This window comes from Pantoea sp. MBLJ3, from assembly GCF_000816655.1.
GTDB classification, from domain to species: Bacteria; Pseudomonadota; Gammaproteobacteria; order Enterobacterales; family Enterobacteriaceae; genus Pantoea; species Pantoea eucalypti.
Genome location: NZ_JSUT01000012.1, coordinates 215,341 through 229,374, shown reverse-complemented (window position 1 = coordinate 229,374; position 14,034 = coordinate 215,341). Strand labels below are relative to the sequence as shown.

Below are 14,034 nucleotides of genomic sequence, written 5' to 3'. Positions count from 1 at the left end.
CCTGTCTACAGGTTAATCAGAGAATCTGACGTACGTCGTCAAGGGTGGCGGAGCCCATGGTGCCGAGATCCAGTTTTGTGGTGTTGTTCGCTGTACTCACCCCATTGACGTAGGCGTAGTTAAGCGGTTGTGCCACCAGTTGTGTGTTGCCATTGCTTGCGGCAATCGCAACGCTGTATTTACCATCTGGCGCAACGGAGCCATCGGTGAGCTTGCCGTCCCACGAGAAGGTGTGCACACCCGCGCTCAGCGCGCCCAGATCGACGGTGTTGATTACCGAGCCATTGGCATCTGTAATGGTGGCGGTTGCGCCGGTTGAGGCAGAGGCCAGTTCAACGCCAAATGGCGTCGTGGTGCCTTTGCCAACCAGAATCTGTCCGCCATTGACCATTACGCCATGCCCAATCAGCGTGGAGCTCTGCAGTGACTGGCTGGTGTTGATCTGGCCGGAGATCGATCCCAGCGTGGTATTCAGTTTTTCAATGCCGCTCAGGGTATTGATCTGTGCCAGCTGCGTGGTGAGCTGGCTGTTATCCATAGGATTCGTAGGATCCTGGTTCTTTAACTGCGTCACCAGCATGGTCAGGAACTGGTTCTGCAGATCCTGTGCATTGTTGCCCGTGCCACTGGTGTTAGAAGAGCTAAGAACCGTGGGGTCCAGCTTGTCGTTAACGCCTACCGCGATAGCCATAAATTTTCTCCGTTATTGCCCAAGGGTCAGGGTTTTCATCATCATCGACTTCACGGTGTTGAGCACTTCAACGTTGGCCTGGTAACTGCGTGACGCCGACATGGTGTTGACGCTTTCAGAAACCACATCCACGTTCGGCATCTTCACGTAGCCTTTGGCATCAGCCATGGGATTGCCCGGGTCATACACCAGCTTCGCGGGTGTGGGATCATCCACGACCTTTGCCACTTTCACACCGCCGGTGGCGGAGCCGGGTGCCGCATCGGTCTGGAAGACCACCTGCTTAGCAACATAAGGCTTACCATCTGGGCCGGTGACGCTGTCGGCGTTCGCCAGGTTACTGGCACTGACGTTTAATCGCTGTGATTGCGCGGTCATCGCTGAGCCGGCAATGTCAAAAATATTCAGCAAGGCCATAATTATTGCCCTTGTAACACGCTCATCATGCCTTTGATCTGGCTACTGATGAGGGTGAGGTCGGTTTGATATTTCAGGCTGTTATCCGCGAACTGCGTACGCTCACGGTCCATATCTACGGTGTTGCCGTCGGCAGAAGGCTGATCGGGAATGCGATAAAGCATATCCATCGATGGTGCGCCGTTTGTCTGTGCTTCAATGTGCCGGGCTGACGTGACTTTTAGCGCCATGCTGCTGCCTTCCGCACGACCATTGGACATCACCCGACTCAGCTCGCTTGCAAAGTCGATATCCCGGGCCTGATATCCAGGGGTATCGGCGTTGGCAATATTTGACGCCAGGATCTCCTGACGTTGAGCACGCAGGTTGAGGGCCTCCGTACCAAATTTCAGCGCCGCATCCAGTTTGTCGAGCATGTTTCCTCCGCGTATGAGAATTTCGAGCTCGCAGCTTAATTTGAAAAAGCAAGACGTCATCGTCTGAATAGCGACTTAAATGGCCGCTATTTTGACAATTGAGGATTTTTCTTAAAGGTTACACTCGTCGCCATCATCAGTGAGGAAATGCACAATGCGTCGATATCTGACCCTGCTGACCAGTCTGCTGGTCGTGATTGCCCTGCCAGCTTCTGCCGGGGATCTCAATGCACAACTGAATCAATTTTTTAAAGCGCGTGACGCCCAGCATGCTGCTGGCATGGTCGTAGTGGTTCGCACGCCGAAAGAACAGTGGCCAGCCTGTGAGGCGCCACAGTTCACGCTGCCCGGCAACAGCCGGTTGTGGGGCAATATGAGCGTGGCGGCAAATTGCGGTGAGAATCGCCGTTATATCCAGGTACAGGTCCAGGTCACCGGCTCTTATCTGGTGGCGAACCGGCTGCTGAGTCAGGGCAGTAGCGTTAGCGAGAGCGATTTCACGCTGCAGACCGGCCGCCTGGACACCCTGCCCGCCCGCGCCCTGCTGAATGCGGACTCGGTCGCCGATGCTGTGGTGCTGCGCGATATCCAGCCCGGACAGCCGATTAATCCGTCCACGCTGCGTCAGCCGTGGCGGGTTAAGGCGGGTCAGAATGTGATGGTGATTGCCAGCGGTGATGGATTTGACGCCAGCGGTGAGGGCAAGGCGCTGAACAATGCCGCCCGTTCGCAGTCGGTCCGTGTCCGTATGGGAAATGGCCAGGTTGTCAGCGGTAAGGTCCGGGAGGATGGGAATATTCTTATAACGCTGTAAAGTGTTAAAGAAGCCCTAAGTGCTGCCGATAGAAGAATCAACAAAGCGATAACGCTATTATGATTCAGGTGGCAGACTTCCCCCTGACCGTACAGGAGCCCGAATATGAGCATTGACAGAACGCAACCGCTGAAACCCGCCAGCACCGTACAGAGCCGCGATAGCAGTGAGTCCGGTAACAGCAAAGTGCGCCAGAGCGCCAGCCCGGTGGCAGCCGCCACGACCCCTGCAGCAGCCCAGGTCAGCCTGAGCAGCGCGCAGGCGCAATTGATGCAGCCGAGCAGCAAAGATATTAACGTCGAGCGCGTTGAACAACTGAAAACCGCCATTCGTAATGGCGAACTGAAGATGGATACCGGCAAAATCGCCGATGCGCTGATTGCCGACACCAAGGCGTATTTAGAGGGTAACTAATTCCCATGAGTAATTTGCAGACCACATTAGATAAGATGCAGGACGTGCTGGCATCGCTGTCAGCCGTGCTGGAAGAAGAGCAGCAGCAGCTGGCAGCTGGCAGCATTAACAGCAACCTGCTGCAGCGTATCACCGAAGATAAAAGCGCGCTGCTCAGTACGCTCAACTATCTGGATGAGATGCGTCGCGCCGCTGAACAGAGTCAGGCGACATCAGCACCTTATCGTGGTCAGAACGACATGGCTCGCCGCTGGGATACGATCCAGCAGCATTCCCGTCGTCTGCAGGATGCCAATGTCCACAATGGCCTGCTGCTGCAACATCAGATTCGTTACACCGAAAATGCACTTGAAGTGCTGAAGCCGCATCAGACGCAGGCCTTTTATGGCCCGGATGGGATGGGTAAAGGCCAGGCGACGTTAAGCCGTAAAGCCTGAGTCGAAAAGTAGCGTAAAAAATCCCGCCAGGTGCGGGATTTTTTTATTGGTGCGTTATTTTCTTTATCACGATTCGCTTTGAGATTGTGCCTGTACAGGGAACCGGGTCAGATCGGAAAGACGCAAAAGCTGTCATCCATGACACGCTCGGCCCACGCGATTACGCACCTCATCCCTGAGGTGCGCCCGTTGCCGGGCCAACGCTTCGCGTTGTTCAAAAACGCTCCCGGCGTTTTTGTCCATGGCGTGGGACGCTTTCCTCCTATGCCCCCGTTCCCTGCACATTGAATTTCTCATGGCTGCAAACCTTACACAGTCGTGCGCCGAGCATAGTCGCGCAACCGGAAGCCCAGCAGCCCCAGCGCCAGGAAATAGGCCCCGCCGCCAACTGCACAGACCGCCGCCAGACGCAGCAGTCGCCACAGCATCGGGCCCTGCTCCCATGCGGGCATCCACTGCAGCATGGCGAACAGTGCACCAGCCATGACCACCACCGCGACCAGCAGGCGGATCAGGAAGCTGCTCCAGCCTGGCTGCGGGTTAAAGATATTCTTCTTACGCAACTGCCAGTAAAGCAGCGACGCATTGAGACAGGCTGCCAGACCAATCGACAGTGACAGACCGGCATGTTTCAGCGGACCAATAAACGCCAGGTTCATTACCTGCGTCATGATCAGAGTAATAATCGCGATTTTAACCGGCGTTTTGATGTCCTGACGGGAATAGAAGCCCGGTGCCAGCACTTTAACCACAATCAGTCCCATCAGGCCGACAGAGTAAGCAATCAGGGCACGCTGCGTCATCAATGCATCAAAAGCGGTAAATTTACCGTACTGAAACAGTGCCACGGTCAGCGGGCCGGAGAGCATACCCAGGGCTACGGCGCTGGGCAGGGCCAGCAGGAAGCACAGGCGCAGACCCCAGTCCATTAGTCGGGAATATTCATCATGGTTGCCACTGGCAAAACTTTTAGCCAGCGATGGCAGCAGAATAGTGCCCAACGCCACGCCGAGCACACCAGAGGGAAACTCCATCAGACGGTCAGCATAGTACATCCAGGAGACTGAACCTGAGACCAGGAACGAGGCGAAAATGGTATTGATGATCAGGGAAATCTGGCTGACAGAAACGCCCAGAATGGCAGGCCCCATTTGACGCATAACCCGCCAGACACCCGCATCACGCAGATTCAGGCGGGGAAGCACCAGCATCCCCAGCTTCTTCAGGTGCGGCAGCTGATAGCCAAGTTGCAGTACGCCGCCAGCCACCACGGCCCAGGCCAGCGCCATCACCGGTGGATGGAAGTGCGGCGCAGCAAACAGCGCAAAACCAATCATACTCACGTTCAGCAGAGTCGGCGCAAAGGCTGGCACCGAGAAACGGTTCCAGGTGTTGAGTACCGCACCCGCCAGCGACGCCAGCGAAATCAGCATAATGTAGGGGAAGGTTACCCGCAGCAGCGAGCTGGTCAGCGCGAACTTATCGGGACTGTCAGCAAAGCCGGGCGCCGTGACCATGATGACCCAGGGCGCAGCGATCATGCCCGCCACGGTGACCAGCGCCAGCGCCAGCGTCAGCAGGCCCGAGACGTAAGCCAGGAAGAGTCTGGTCGCCTCTTCGCCCTGCTTACTTTTGTATTCAGCCAGAATCGGCACGAAAGCCTGAGAAAATGCACCTTCAGCAAAAATACGCCGCAGCAGATTGGGCAGTTTAAACGCAACAAAGAACGCATCGGTCGCCATTCCGGCGCCAAACACCCGCGCCACAATGGCATCACGGGCAAAGCCCAGTACGCGGGAAAACAGGGTCATAGAACTGACCGCTGCCAGCGATTTCAACAAATTCATAATTGACGGCGCATCCTGAAAAGAATCAGCAAAAAAGGAGAATTAGCGCGGGCACCTGAGGATGCCCGGCGACAGTCTACTGCCACAGAGGGAAATGACCAGCACGGAGTGTTACAAGGCGTTATTCGCGGGTGGCCTCGCGCCACAGTTTTTCCACGACACGCTGCGCCATCAGCGCCTGTTCACCGCTGGTTTCAGGCTTCGTCTGATTTTGTACACAGTCAATGAAATGGTGCGCCGCGCCGCTGAAACCGCGCTGAGCAAGATGGCTCTGCCAGGCGGGTGGCTGCGTAATTATCAGGCCATCACTCTGCTCTTCGTGCCAGTCGCGCATCTCGCTGATGTCGATGCACTTACCGTCACATACCGCACTGACCCGCTCGCGCTGACTGCCTGCGCGGCGGTGCATGCTGGTGGAGATCGTTAATCCTTCAACACTGAAATGGTGCTCAGCATAGAGCATCTGTCCCTGTTCGTTGGTGTCGATACGTCCCTGAACCTGGCGAAACGGTTTGCCGCCCAGCCAGAGTGCGGTGTCCACCACATGCAGGTAATCGTCGAGCAGGGTAAAGCGAAGATCCTGTGGCCCGACGCTATCGCTGCGATGCTTTTCAATCCGCAGAGAGGCAGCGTCGGTCATCTTCGCCCGCAGCTGCTGATAGCGCGGCGCGAATCGACGGTTAAACGCCACCATCAGTTTACGCTGACGTTTTTCCGCCAGCGCCACCAGCGACTCAGCCTGCTCCAGAGTTTCAGCCAGCGGCTTGTCCACACAGACATCTTTTCCGGCCAGCAGCAGTGCCCTGACCACGTCGTAATGCGTAGCGGTGCTGCTGTGGACAAAGACCGCGTCGCAGGCAGCCGCTAAATCATTTAACGAACCAAAATTTGAGATGCGATAACTGTCGCAGATTGGGCGGGCTTTGGCCTGATTCGGGGAGAATGCGCCCACCAGCGTCCAGTCTGTTGCTGCAGAAAGCACAGGCAACCAGGCTTTCTGCGCGATACCGCCTAATCCCACCACACCAATACGTAGTGTCATTTCAGCGCTCCGTTTGCAGCAGTTGGGTGAGTTGGGCCTGAAGCGCCGCGACCTGCTGCTCCAGCAGGGTAATGCGCGTCGCCAGGTCGCCCTGCTCTTCCGGCGCGTCAGCGGCCTGCGGCTGATCGCTCTCATCACTCAGCAGATGCATAAAGCGGCTTTCACGCTTACCCGGCTCTCGCGCCAGGCGCATCACCTGTGCACTGTCGTCACGCTGCATCAGGCCTTCCAGCGTCTGCTCGACCTCGCTGACGTCACTGAACTCATGCAGACGACCGCTGCGGGTACGCAGTTCGCCAGGTGTTTGTGGCCCGCGCAGCAGCAGCAGCGTCAGCAGGGCGACTTCCGCGCTGTTGAGCTTCAGCGCACCAAACGCAGAGTTACAGAAACGCTGCTCATATTTCACTACCCGTTGCCCGGCGGCGCTGCTGGCGGTGATCAGATGCCGTTTTTCCAGCAGATCGAGCTGATTCTGAACCTCGCTTTCGCTTAGCTCCATGACCGGATCGCGATTCGATTTCTGATTACAGGCAACCACAACACCATTCAGTGACAGCGGATACTGCTCCGGCGTGGTGACCTGCTTCTCCAGCAGACAGCCCAGTACGCGCAACGCCTGCGCCGATAAAACCATCTTCATGCTCGCATCCTCATCATTATCCACGCCGGTCAGGCGTCCATTCCCGCAGAGTTAACGCTGTCAGCACGTGATCCTGCCAGCGCCCATCAATTAGCAGATAATCTTTCGCGTATCCCTCTTTCTCAAAACCCAGTCGCGCCAGAAGATCGCCGCTGCGCTGGTTGTGCGGCATGTAGTTCGCCATGATGCGATGAATATGCTGCTGGCGCTGCATATAGCGGATAGCCGCCTGCAACGCCTCAAACATCAGCCCTTGTCCCTGCCACTTTTCACCCAGTGAATAGCCAAGGTAACAGGCGTGAAACGATCCGCGCAGCACGTTGCTGAAATTCGCCACGCCCCGCACCTCGGTTTCATCGCTGTCCATGAGAATAAAATAGAAGGCGGAACCCTGCTTATGCATGTCCGAAATCAGTCCGAGCCTTGCCTGCCACCCTGAGGGATAGCAGTGGCTGTCATCGCGCACCGGTTCCCAGGGTTTTAAAAACTGGCGATTTTCCGAATAGTAATCTGCCATTCGCCAGGCATCACGTTCGTGAACCAGACGGACCACCAGTCTATCGGTGGTTAATCGCACCCTGGGCGCGGCAGAACGATAGCCAAACATCCTGACTCCTGAAATCAATGGCTGATGAAGATGAGCCGTCATTAATCGGCTTTCACTATAACCGTCGCCTGGGCTGCGGTAAAACGTTACAGCTTTTTCGCCATAAAGAGGTTGATTTTGCTCTGTTATCACCGCTTTCATTCATCAGAATGGCTGGTTTAAGCGGCGGTTCCTGTGATGCCTCTGCCAGGTGAGTTTGCCCTGTTGAGTAATCTCTTCCATACTTTTCACACGCCCGAAAACAGAAAGAATTGATTCGTTCTGTTTAACAATAACCCTCTGAAACCCGGGAGATCAGGATGAAGCTCTATATCTATGACCACTGTCCTTTCTGCGTTAAAGCGCGAATGATTTTTGGCCTGAAGAACAAACCGGTTGAGCTGGTGGTGATGCTAAACGACGACGAGGAGACGCCGAACCGGCTGATTGGGCAGAAAATGGCGCCGATTCTGCAGAAGCAGGATGGCAGCGCGATGCCTGAGAGTATGGATATTGTGCATTATGTCGATCAGCAGGATCGCGAGCCGCTGATTACCGGCGCGCTGAATCCGGCAATCGCTGACTGGCTGCGTCATATGAATAGCTATGTCAACAAACTGCTACTGCCGCGCATTGCTGAGTCGGCGTTTGCCGAATTCGCTACCCCGGAGGCGCGTGACTATTTCCGCACCAAAAAGCAGGCAAGCATCGGTGATTTTGACGCGCTGAAAAGTCACTCGGCCGGGCTGATTAAAAATGTCAGCCAGGATCTGCGCAAGCTGGACAAATTAATCGAACAGCCCAATGCGGTGAACGGCGAGCTGTCAGAAGATGATTTTAATCTCTTTCCACTGCTGCGCTCACTGACGCTGGTGGCGGGTATCGACTGGCCAGCACGGGTCGCTGACTACCGCGATAATATGGCTAAACAGACCCAGGTAAATCTTCTCTCTTCAATATCCCACTAACCCTGCCGCGATGAGAGACGCTGCGGCGTTTCTCATCCCTTTCCTGATGACACCCGCCCCGCATTCAGGCAGGCTATAGCCTGTTTACTGGCTCTGATATTCAGGATAAAGATCGATGAAAAAGGCATTTTTCGGGCTGACGGCCCTGTTGATTGCGCTGCTGGTGAGCGGATGTAATCAACTGACCCAATACACCATCAGCGAACAGGAAGTGAATCAGGCGCTGCAGAAGCATAACAACTATGAGAAAGACATTGGCGTATCCGGACTGGTTAACGCGCATATTGTGCTGAACAACCTGACCAGTCAGATTGGGCGCGAAGAGCCAGGAAAGGTGACACTTTCCGGCAATGCAAAAATTAACGTCACCTCACTGTTTGGTCCTCAGCAGGCCGATATGCAATTGAAGATGCGTGCTCAGCCGGTTTATGAGCCGCAGCAGGGCGCCATCTATCTTCGCGATCTGGAGATTGTCGATACGCAGGTTGCCCCGGAAAAAATGGCGTCAATTATGAAGACGCTGACGCCATACCTGAATCAGTCACTCAAAAGCTATTTTGATCAAAATCCTGCTTATGTACTGAGTGCTGACCGCAGTAAAGGCGAGTCGCTGGCGAAGAAATTTGCCAAAGGACTGGAAGTGAAACCGGGAGAACTGGTCATTCCGTTCACACAGTAATCCCGATCTCCGCGCCTTATGGCGCGGATTTTCTTTATCGACATAAAAAGCAGGTGCAAACGGTTGCCTGAATCCTTATGCTTAGACCCCGGCCAAAACATGCCTTTTGTTTCCCTTCTGCCGGAGCTTCACTGATGACAGCACAACCTCAGCAACTTACCCTGCGTCGCCCTGACGACTGGCATATTCATCTGCGTGATGATGAGATGCTCAACACGGTCCTGCCCTATACCAGCGCGGTGAATGGTCGTGCCATTGTCATGCCGAACCTGGTGCCGCCGGTAACCAGCGTGGCGGCAGGTGAAGCGTACCGCGATCGTATCCTGGCGGCGCTGCCCGCCGGGCACGCTTTTACGCCGCTGATGACCTGCTATCTGACCGACTCGCTGGATCCTGATGAGCTGGAGCGCGGTTTTACCTCGGGATTGTTCACCGCGGCCAAGCTCTATCCTGCGCACGCCACCACCAACTCCAGCCATGGCGTCACCAACATCGCGTCGATTGCCCGCGTGCTGGAGCGTATGCAGAAGCTCGGTATGCCGCTGCTGATCCACGGTGAAGTTACCGATGCACACGTTGATATTTTTGACCGTGAAGCCCGGTTTATCGAAACCGTAATGGTGCCGCTGCGCAGCCAGTTTCCGGCCTTGAAGGTGGTGATGGAGCACATTACCACGCAGGACGCCGCAGACTATGTCGCCGCCGCCGATGAGACGCTGGGCGCAACCATTACCCCGCAGCATCTGATGTTTAACCGCAACCATATGCTGGTGGGCGGTATTCGTCCGCACCTCTACTGCCTGCCGATCCTTAAGCGCAACGTGCATCAGGAAGCGCTGCGTAAGGTGGTAGCAAGCGGAAACCCACGATTCTTCCTCGGCACTGACACTGCGCCGCATCTGCGCCATCTCAAAGAAGCCAGCTGCGGCTGCGCTGGCGTGTTTAATGCGCCAACGTCATTGCCCGCTTACGCTACCGTTTTCGAAGAGCTGAACGCGCTGGAACATTTCGAAGCGTTCTGTTCTGAGAATGGGCCGCGTTTCTACGGCCTGCCGCTGAATGAAGGAACGATTACGCTGGTGCGTGAGCCCTGGCAGGTGCCTGAATCAATCGCGCTCGGCAGCCACGCTCTGGTGCCGTTCCTGGCGGGTGAAACACTGAACTGGCGCATCGCATAATTTTACTTGCCTCCGGCCCGCAGATACTGTAAATATATACAGTATCTTAACCGGAGGCTATTATGCGCGTTGAAATTACCGTATCCAATACCCGACCTCTTCCTGCAGGCGCGATTGAAGCGTTAAGCGATGAATTATCGCGCCGCATTGATGAACAGTTCCCTGACTCGACCAATCACGTCAAGGTACGTTACGCCAGTGCCAATAATCTCAGCGTGCTGGGCGGTGGAAAAGAGACGCGCGACCAGATCAGCGAAATCCTGCAGCAGACGTGGGAAAGTGCTGATGACTGGTTCATTACTGATTAACCGCCACTGTGCTTTTTTTCCGGGTGTCGCCACCCGGTTTTTTTATCTTTTCTTCCCTCTCGCACTTCCCCCTCTCTGCATCTAGACTCTTAATGATCAATGCCCTATCCTTGCGCTCGTCACGCATAACAGGAGGTGCGCACCATGACTACTGATAAACCGGAAGAGGCGATGACCTTTGGTGAGTTGTTAGCACTGATTGGTGATCAACAGCGTCGTTTGACGGTGCTGGAAAATGCCTTTTCCAGTCTGATTTTCTGTCTTGACGATCGCGCCAGTCAGCTGCTGGTGCACAATCTGTCGCTGGAAGCCCAAAATCAAAACCATGATGAACAGCTTCAGCAGCACTTTGCCCGTCTGGCAGAAACACTGCAGAAACGCGGCGGCGGCATCGTCCCAGAAAGCCCGACACTTTAAGCACGCTCACGTAGCTGAAGCCACTTTTTGCCTGCCCAATGAATAGTGATTAAAATGCCTGTCTGCCAGGCATTTTATTTTTTCCTCCGCGCCTTTCAAACGCAAATATTCTGTGAGAAGCTGACTCACGGCCTTTTTAAAGTCATGATTCCCTGGTTTACTGTTATAATAGTTTCGCTATTGGAATAAAAAAGCCGCATTGAACCTCACCATGCACTTCGTTTAACGAGTAATAAGGAGGTTATAATGGACAGAAGAAAAGACGTTATTCAGACTCATCCGCTGGTGGGCTGGGATATCAGTACCGTTGATAGCTATGACGCCATGATGATCCGCCTGCACTCGCTGTCGTCGCAGGATCAAAAAGAAGAAGAAGCGGATGTTGGCCCTACTTACTGGCTGACAACGGATGTGGCAAGGCAGTTTATCTCGATACTCGAAGCGGGCATCGCCAAGATAGAATCAGCCGAGCAGATAGAACGACTCCTCAATAAGCATTAATCTCTGCCGCATCAAAGAGGCGCCCTCAGGGGTGCCTTTTTCGTTTCTGTTTCTGGTATTCTTTTGATTATCTTACTCTTAGAGCACAGTTATCATGATTTATGATCTTATCGTCGTCGGCAGCGGCTCAGTGGGCGCGGCGGCAGGCTACTATGCTACCCAGGCGGGTTTATCGGTGCTGATGATCGACAGTGCACATCCTCCCCACAATCAGGGCACTCATCACGGCGAAAGTCGATTGATCCGTCACGCTTATGGCGAAGGCGAACGCTACGTTCCCCTGGTCCTGCGAGCGCAGACGCTGTGGGATGAACTGGAACAGCGCGCCGGTGAGCGCATTATGCATCGCAGCGGCGTACTTAACCTTGCGCCAATTCAGTCACCTTTTATTCAGAACGTCATCGACAGCGCCGCTCGCTGGCAACTCAACATTGAGGTAATGCAGCCCGATGACGTGCGAAAGCGCTGGCCGCAAATTAACGTGCCTGAGGGTTATCTGGGCGTCTTTGAGCCGGACTCCGGCTATCTGAAGTGCGAACAGGCGGTTCGCAGCTGGATTCAGCTGGCGGAGCAGGCGGGCTGTGCACAGCTGTTTAACTGTCCGGTCACCGAGCTGGGACGTGATGGCGATCTGCAGCAGGTCACCACCCTGGACGGTATCTATCGGGGTCGCAAAATGCTGGTCAGTGCCGGCACCTGGGTCGGTAAATTAGTTCCTGACCTGCCAGTGGCCCCCACCCGAAAAGTGTTTGCCTGGTATCAGGCTGATGGTCGCTACAGCGAAAACAATAAGTTTCCCGGCTTTACGGTGGAAATGACGAATGGCAGCCAGTTCTATGGCTTCCCGGCGGATAACAACGCGTTGAAGGTGGGGCGTCATGATGGCGGGCAGCCGATGCAGCAACCAGAGGATCGTAAACCTTTTGGTGCGGTCGCGGCCGATGGCAGTGAAGCCTTTGGTTTCCTGCGTCAGTTTTTACCCGGCGTGGGTGTCTGTCTGCATGGTGAAGCCTGCAGCTACGATTTCAGCCCGGATGAGGACTTTATTATTGATACGCTGCCAGGTGAACCTGACCGTTTATTGATTACCGGACTCAGCGGACACGGGTTTAAATTTGCCAGTGTATTAGGTGAACTGGCTGCAGAATTTGCTCAGAAAAAACCGTTCTCATTTGATCTGACCCCTTTCCGCCTTTCGCGCTTCTGACGCTGAAAATGGGTGGCATCAAGTGGGCGCCACCCATTGACATTAACTGACGTAAACTGAATTTTGCTGACATAAAGACACGGTTTTATTCCGCACTTCAGGTTAATTCGCCGCCTTATTCGTTGACGAGCCCTTTGCCACAAATAACTCATTCAGAAATATTGCGCATCTTCACCTCCTTTTATTCAGCCATTTCATATTAAAAAATAAAATTTATAGAAACGTAAGGGCAATTGCTTTTATATTTCATAATGTAGATTCTTATTTCATATTATTTCTCTTTTGAAACGACATCATGTTATTACGCAATTCATCTCATCAGTTTGGACTGATTGCCGTGCTGCTGCACTGGTGTATGGCGCTGGCGATTTATGCCATGTTTGCGCTGGGGTTATGGATGGTGGGCCTGGGCTACTACGATAGCTGGTATCACGACGCGCCGGAAATTCATAAAAGCATTGGCGTGATGCTGCTGCTGGCGTTGATTGTTCGTCTGGTGTGGCGTGTTATTTCGCCGCCGCCAAAACCGCTGAGCAGTTATTCCCCGCTGGTGCGTATCAGTTCAATGGTTGCGCACCTTTTGCTGTACACCCTGCTGCTGACCATTTTAATCAGTGGCTATCTGATCTCAACCGCCGATGGCAAACCGATATCTGTATTTAGCTGGTTTACCCTGCCCGCGCTGTTCAGCGGTGCAGGCGCACAGGCTGACCTGGCGGGCGACATTCACCTCTGGCTGGCCTGGACGGTTGTGATCCTCTCGGTACTGCATGGTCTGGCTGCGTTAAAACATCATTTTATCGATCGTGATATCACCCTAAAACGGATGTCAGGTTTACGCATCCCTTCTCCCTCTGAAAAGGATAAATAATATGTTCAAAAAGACTCTGCTGGCGATGACCGGTGCCAGCCTGCTGCTCAGTTCGATGACCGCCAATGCTGCAGACTATAAAATCGATAAAGAGGGCCAGCACGCGTTTATTCAGTTCCGTATTCAGCATCTGGGTTACAGCTGGCTCTACGGCACCTTTAAAGATTTCGATGGCAGCTTCACTTTTGATGAGAAGAACCCTGCAGCAGACAAAGTCGACGTCACGATTAACACCAGCAGCGTCGATACCAATCACGCTGAACGTGACAAGCACCTGCGCAGCGCTGACTTCCTGAACACCAGTAAAAACCCGCAGGCCACGTTTACATCCACAGAGGTAAAAAAAGAGGGTGATGAGCTGAAGATTACCGGCAATCTGATGCTGAATGGCGTGACGAAACCGGTGACGCTGGAGGCGAAAATGCTGGGTGAAGGTAAAGATCCGTGGGGCGGTTACCGCGCTGGCTTTGAGGCCGAAGGGGAAATTGCACTGAAAGATTTCAACATCACTAAAGATCTGGGGCCCGCTTCGCAGAAGGTGCAGCTGATGATCTCAGTTGAAGGTGTACGTCAGTAAAACAACACGCCGCCTGAAGCTCAC

Annotated in this window: 19 protein-coding genes; 12 read left to right on the top strand and 7 right to left on the bottom strand. The window is 54.3% G+C overall.

What is annotated here, in order from left to right; all coding sequences use genetic code 11:
• Nucleotides 1–16 precede the first annotated feature (16 nt).
• From flgD to flgB, 3 genes are read right to left on the bottom strand one after another with little or no spacing between them, the layout of a single operon-like run.
• Nucleotides 17–691: a flagellar hook assembly protein FlgD gene (flgD, locus tag NP77_RS17520; protein ID WP_003849885.1), complete on the bottom strand. Its 675-nt coding sequence runs from the start codon at nt 689–691 to the stop codon at nt 17–19.
• A gap of 12 nt (nt 692–703) precedes the next feature.
• Complete coding sequence (gene flgC, locus NP77_RS17515; protein WP_003849888.1) at nt 704–1,108, bottom strand: flagellar basal body rod protein FlgC; 405 nt, start codon at nt 1,106–1,108, stop codon at nt 704–706.
• 2 nt (nt 1,109–1,110) lie between these two features.
• Nucleotides 1,111–1,524, bottom strand: a complete 414-nt coding sequence (gene flgB / locus NP77_RS17510; RefSeq protein ID WP_003849889.1) for a flagellar basal body rod protein FlgB — start codon at nt 1,522–1,524, stop codon at nt 1,111–1,113.
• A gap of 154 nt (nt 1,525–1,678) precedes the next feature.
• On the opposite strand from flgB, the gene flgA reads away from it, so the two are divergent.
• The 3 genes from flgA to flgN all read left to right on the top strand — a co-directional run bounded on the left by flgA (nt 1,679) and on the right by flgN (nt 3,189).
• Entirely contained in the window at nt 1,679–2,338 is a 660-nt protein-coding gene (flgA, locus tag NP77_RS17505; RefSeq protein ID WP_008925924.1) for a flagellar basal body P-ring formation chaperone FlgA, read from the top strand.
• A gap of 105 nt (nt 2,339–2,443) precedes the next feature.
• On the top strand, nt 2,444–2,752 hold the full coding sequence (flgM, locus tag NP77_RS17500) for a flagellar biosynthesis anti-sigma factor FlgM (RefSeq protein WP_003849894.1): 309 nt from the start codon (nt 2,444–2,446) through the stop codon (nt 2,750–2,752).
• 5 nt (nt 2,753–2,757) lie between these two features.
• Nucleotides 2,758–3,189, top strand: coding sequence for a flagellar export chaperone FlgN (gene flgN, locus NP77_RS17495; protein WP_003849895.1), 432 nt, complete (start codon nt 2,758–2,760; stop codon nt 3,187–3,189).
• A 308-nt stretch (nt 3,190–3,497) separates the two neighbouring features.
• Here the strand turns inward: flgN and murJ are convergent, their stop codons facing one another.
• The 4 genes from murJ to rimJ form a co-directional block, all read right to left on the bottom strand.
• Nucleotides 3,498–5,036, bottom strand: a complete 1,539-nt coding sequence (gene murJ, locus NP77_RS17490; protein ID WP_003849898.1) for a murein biosynthesis integral membrane protein MurJ — start codon at nt 5,034–5,036, stop codon at nt 3,498–3,500.
• A 121-nt stretch (nt 5,037–5,157) separates the two neighbouring features.
• Nucleotides 5,158–6,078 (bottom strand): Gfo/Idh/MocA family protein, encoded by a 921-nt coding sequence (locus NP77_RS17485; RefSeq protein ID WP_008925923.1) that lies wholly within the window; start codon nt 6,076–6,078, stop codon nt 5,158–5,160.
• A gap of 1 nt (nt 6,079) precedes the next feature.
• Nucleotides 6,080–6,718 carry a DUF480 domain-containing protein gene (locus NP77_RS17480; RefSeq protein ID WP_008925922.1) on the bottom strand — a complete coding sequence of 213 codons (639 nt, stop codon included), beginning with the start codon at nt 6,716–6,718 and terminating at the stop codon, nt 6,080–6,082.
• Between the two features lie 16 nt (nt 6,719–6,734).
• On the bottom strand, nt 6,735–7,325 hold the full coding sequence (gene rimJ, locus NP77_RS17475) for a ribosomal protein S5-alanine N-acetyltransferase (RefSeq protein ID WP_003849899.1): 591 nt from the start codon (nt 7,323–7,325) through the stop codon (nt 6,735–6,737).
• Nucleotides 7,326–7,624: 299 nt separating this feature from the next.
• On the opposite strand from rimJ, the gene grxB reads away from it, so the two are divergent.
• From grxB to NP77_RS17430, 9 genes are all read left to right on the top strand, one after another.
• Nucleotides 7,625–8,272 (top strand): glutaredoxin 2, encoded by a 648-nt coding sequence (grxB, locus tag NP77_RS17470; protein ID WP_003849902.1) that lies wholly within the window; start codon nt 7,625–7,627, stop codon nt 8,270–8,272.
• 115 nt (nt 8,273–8,387) lie between these two features.
• On the top strand, nt 8,388–8,951 hold the full coding sequence (locus NP77_RS17465) for a lipoprotein (RefSeq protein WP_003849904.1): 564 nt from the start codon (nt 8,388–8,390) through the stop codon (nt 8,949–8,951).
• A gap of 134 nt (nt 8,952–9,085) precedes the next feature.
• A complete protein-coding gene (gene pyrC, locus NP77_RS17460) occupies nt 9,086–10,129 on the top strand; it encodes a dihydroorotase (protein WP_003849906.1) in 1,044 nt (347 codons plus the stop codon).
• Nucleotides 10,130–10,191: 62 nt separating this feature from the next.
• Nucleotides 10,192–10,437: a DNA damage-inducible protein I gene (gene dinI / locus NP77_RS17455; protein WP_003849907.1), complete on the top strand. Its 246-nt coding sequence runs from the start codon at nt 10,192–10,194 to the stop codon at nt 10,435–10,437.
• Nucleotides 10,438–10,581: 144 nt separating this feature from the next.
• Nucleotides 10,582–10,854 (top strand): hypothetical protein, encoded by a 273-nt coding sequence (locus NP77_RS17450; protein WP_003849909.1) that lies wholly within the window; start codon nt 10,582–10,584, stop codon nt 10,852–10,854.
• A 246-nt stretch (nt 10,855–11,100) separates the two neighbouring features.
• Nucleotides 11,101–11,355: a biofilm formation regulator BssS gene (gene bssS / locus NP77_RS17445; protein WP_003849911.1), complete on the top strand. Its 255-nt coding sequence runs from the start codon at nt 11,101–11,103 to the stop codon at nt 11,353–11,355.
• Nucleotides 11,356–11,449: 94 nt separating this feature from the next.
• On the top strand, nt 11,450–12,562 hold the full coding sequence (solA, locus tag NP77_RS17440) for an N-methyl-L-tryptophan oxidase (RefSeq protein WP_008925919.1): 1,113 nt from the start codon (nt 11,450–11,452) through the stop codon (nt 12,560–12,562).
• Between the two features lie 295 nt (nt 12,563–12,857).
• A complete protein-coding gene (locus tag NP77_RS17435; RefSeq protein WP_003849915.1) occupies nt 12,858–13,433 on the top strand; it encodes a cytochrome b in 576 nt (191 codons plus the stop codon).
• Nucleotide 13,434: 1 nt separating this feature from the next.
• Nucleotides 13,435–14,010 carry a YceI family protein gene (locus tag NP77_RS17430; protein ID WP_003849916.1) on the top strand — a complete coding sequence of 192 codons (576 nt, stop codon included), beginning with the start codon at nt 13,435–13,437 and terminating at the stop codon, nt 14,008–14,010.
• Nucleotides 14,011–14,034 lie beyond the last annotated feature (24 nt).

Bases quoted from the DNA above. Each gene is read 5' to 3' on its own strand.
- pyrC (WP_003849906.1), top strand. From the start codon at position 9,086: ATGACAGCACAACCTCAGCAACTTACCCTGCGTCGCCCTGACGACTGG.
- flgN (WP_003849895.1), top strand. From the start codon at position 2,758: ATGAGTAATTTGCAGACCACATTAGATAAGATGCAGGACGTGCTGGCA.
- grxB (WP_003849902.1), top strand. From the start codon at position 7,625: ATGAAGCTCTATATCTATGACCACTGTCCTTTCTGCGTTAAAGCGCGA.
- NP77_RS17465 (WP_003849904.1), top strand. From the start codon at position 8,388: ATGAAAAAGGCATTTTTCGGGCTGACGGCCCTGTTGATTGCGCTGCTG.
- NP77_RS17480 (WP_008925922.1), bottom strand. From the start codon at position 6,718: ATGAAGATGGTTTTATCGGCGCAGGCGTTGCGCGTACTGGGCTGTCTG.
- flgC (WP_003849888.1), bottom strand. From the start codon at position 1,108: ATGGCCTTGCTGAATATTTTTGACATTGCCGGCTCAGCGATGACCGCG.
- NP77_RS17485 (WP_008925923.1), bottom strand. From the start codon at position 6,078: ATGACACTACGTATTGGTGTGGTGGGATTAGGCGGTATCGCGCAGAAA.
- NP77_RS17435 (WP_003849915.1), top strand. From the start codon at position 12,858: ATGTTATTACGCAATTCATCTCATCAGTTTGGACTGATTGCCGTGCTG.
- NP77_RS17450 (WP_003849909.1), top strand. From the start codon at position 10,582: ATGACTACTGATAAACCGGAAGAGGCGATGACCTTTGGTGAGTTGTTA.
- flgM (WP_003849894.1), top strand. From the start codon at position 2,444: ATGAGCATTGACAGAACGCAACCGCTGAAACCCGCCAGCACCGTACAG.
- flgB (WP_003849889.1), bottom strand. From the start codon at position 1,524: ATGCTCGACAAACTGGATGCGGCGCTGAAATTTGGTACGGAGGCCCTC.
- bssS (WP_003849911.1), top strand. From the start codon at position 11,101: ATGGACAGAAGAAAAGACGTTATTCAGACTCATCCGCTGGTGGGCTGG.
- murJ (WP_003849898.1), bottom strand. From the start codon at position 5,036: ATGAATTTGTTGAAATCGCTGGCAGCGGTCAGTTCTATGACCCTGTTT.
- NP77_RS17430 (WP_003849916.1), top strand. From the start codon at position 13,435: ATGTTCAAAAAGACTCTGCTGGCGATGACCGGTGCCAGCCTGCTGCTC.
- flgD (WP_003849885.1), bottom strand. From the start codon at position 691: ATGGCTATCGCGGTAGGCGTTAACGACAAGCTGGACCCCACGGTTCTT.
- rimJ (WP_003849899.1), bottom strand. From the start codon at position 7,325: ATGTTTGGCTATCGTTCTGCCGCGCCCAGGGTGCGATTAACCACCGAT.
- dinI (WP_003849907.1), top strand. From the start codon at position 10,192: ATGCGCGTTGAAATTACCGTATCCAATACCCGACCTCTTCCTGCAGGC.
- solA (WP_008925919.1), top strand. From the start codon at position 11,450: ATGATTTATGATCTTATCGTCGTCGGCAGCGGCTCAGTGGGCGCGGCG.
- flgA (WP_008925924.1), top strand. From the start codon at position 1,679: ATGCGTCGATATCTGACCCTGCTGACCAGTCTGCTGGTCGTGATTGCC.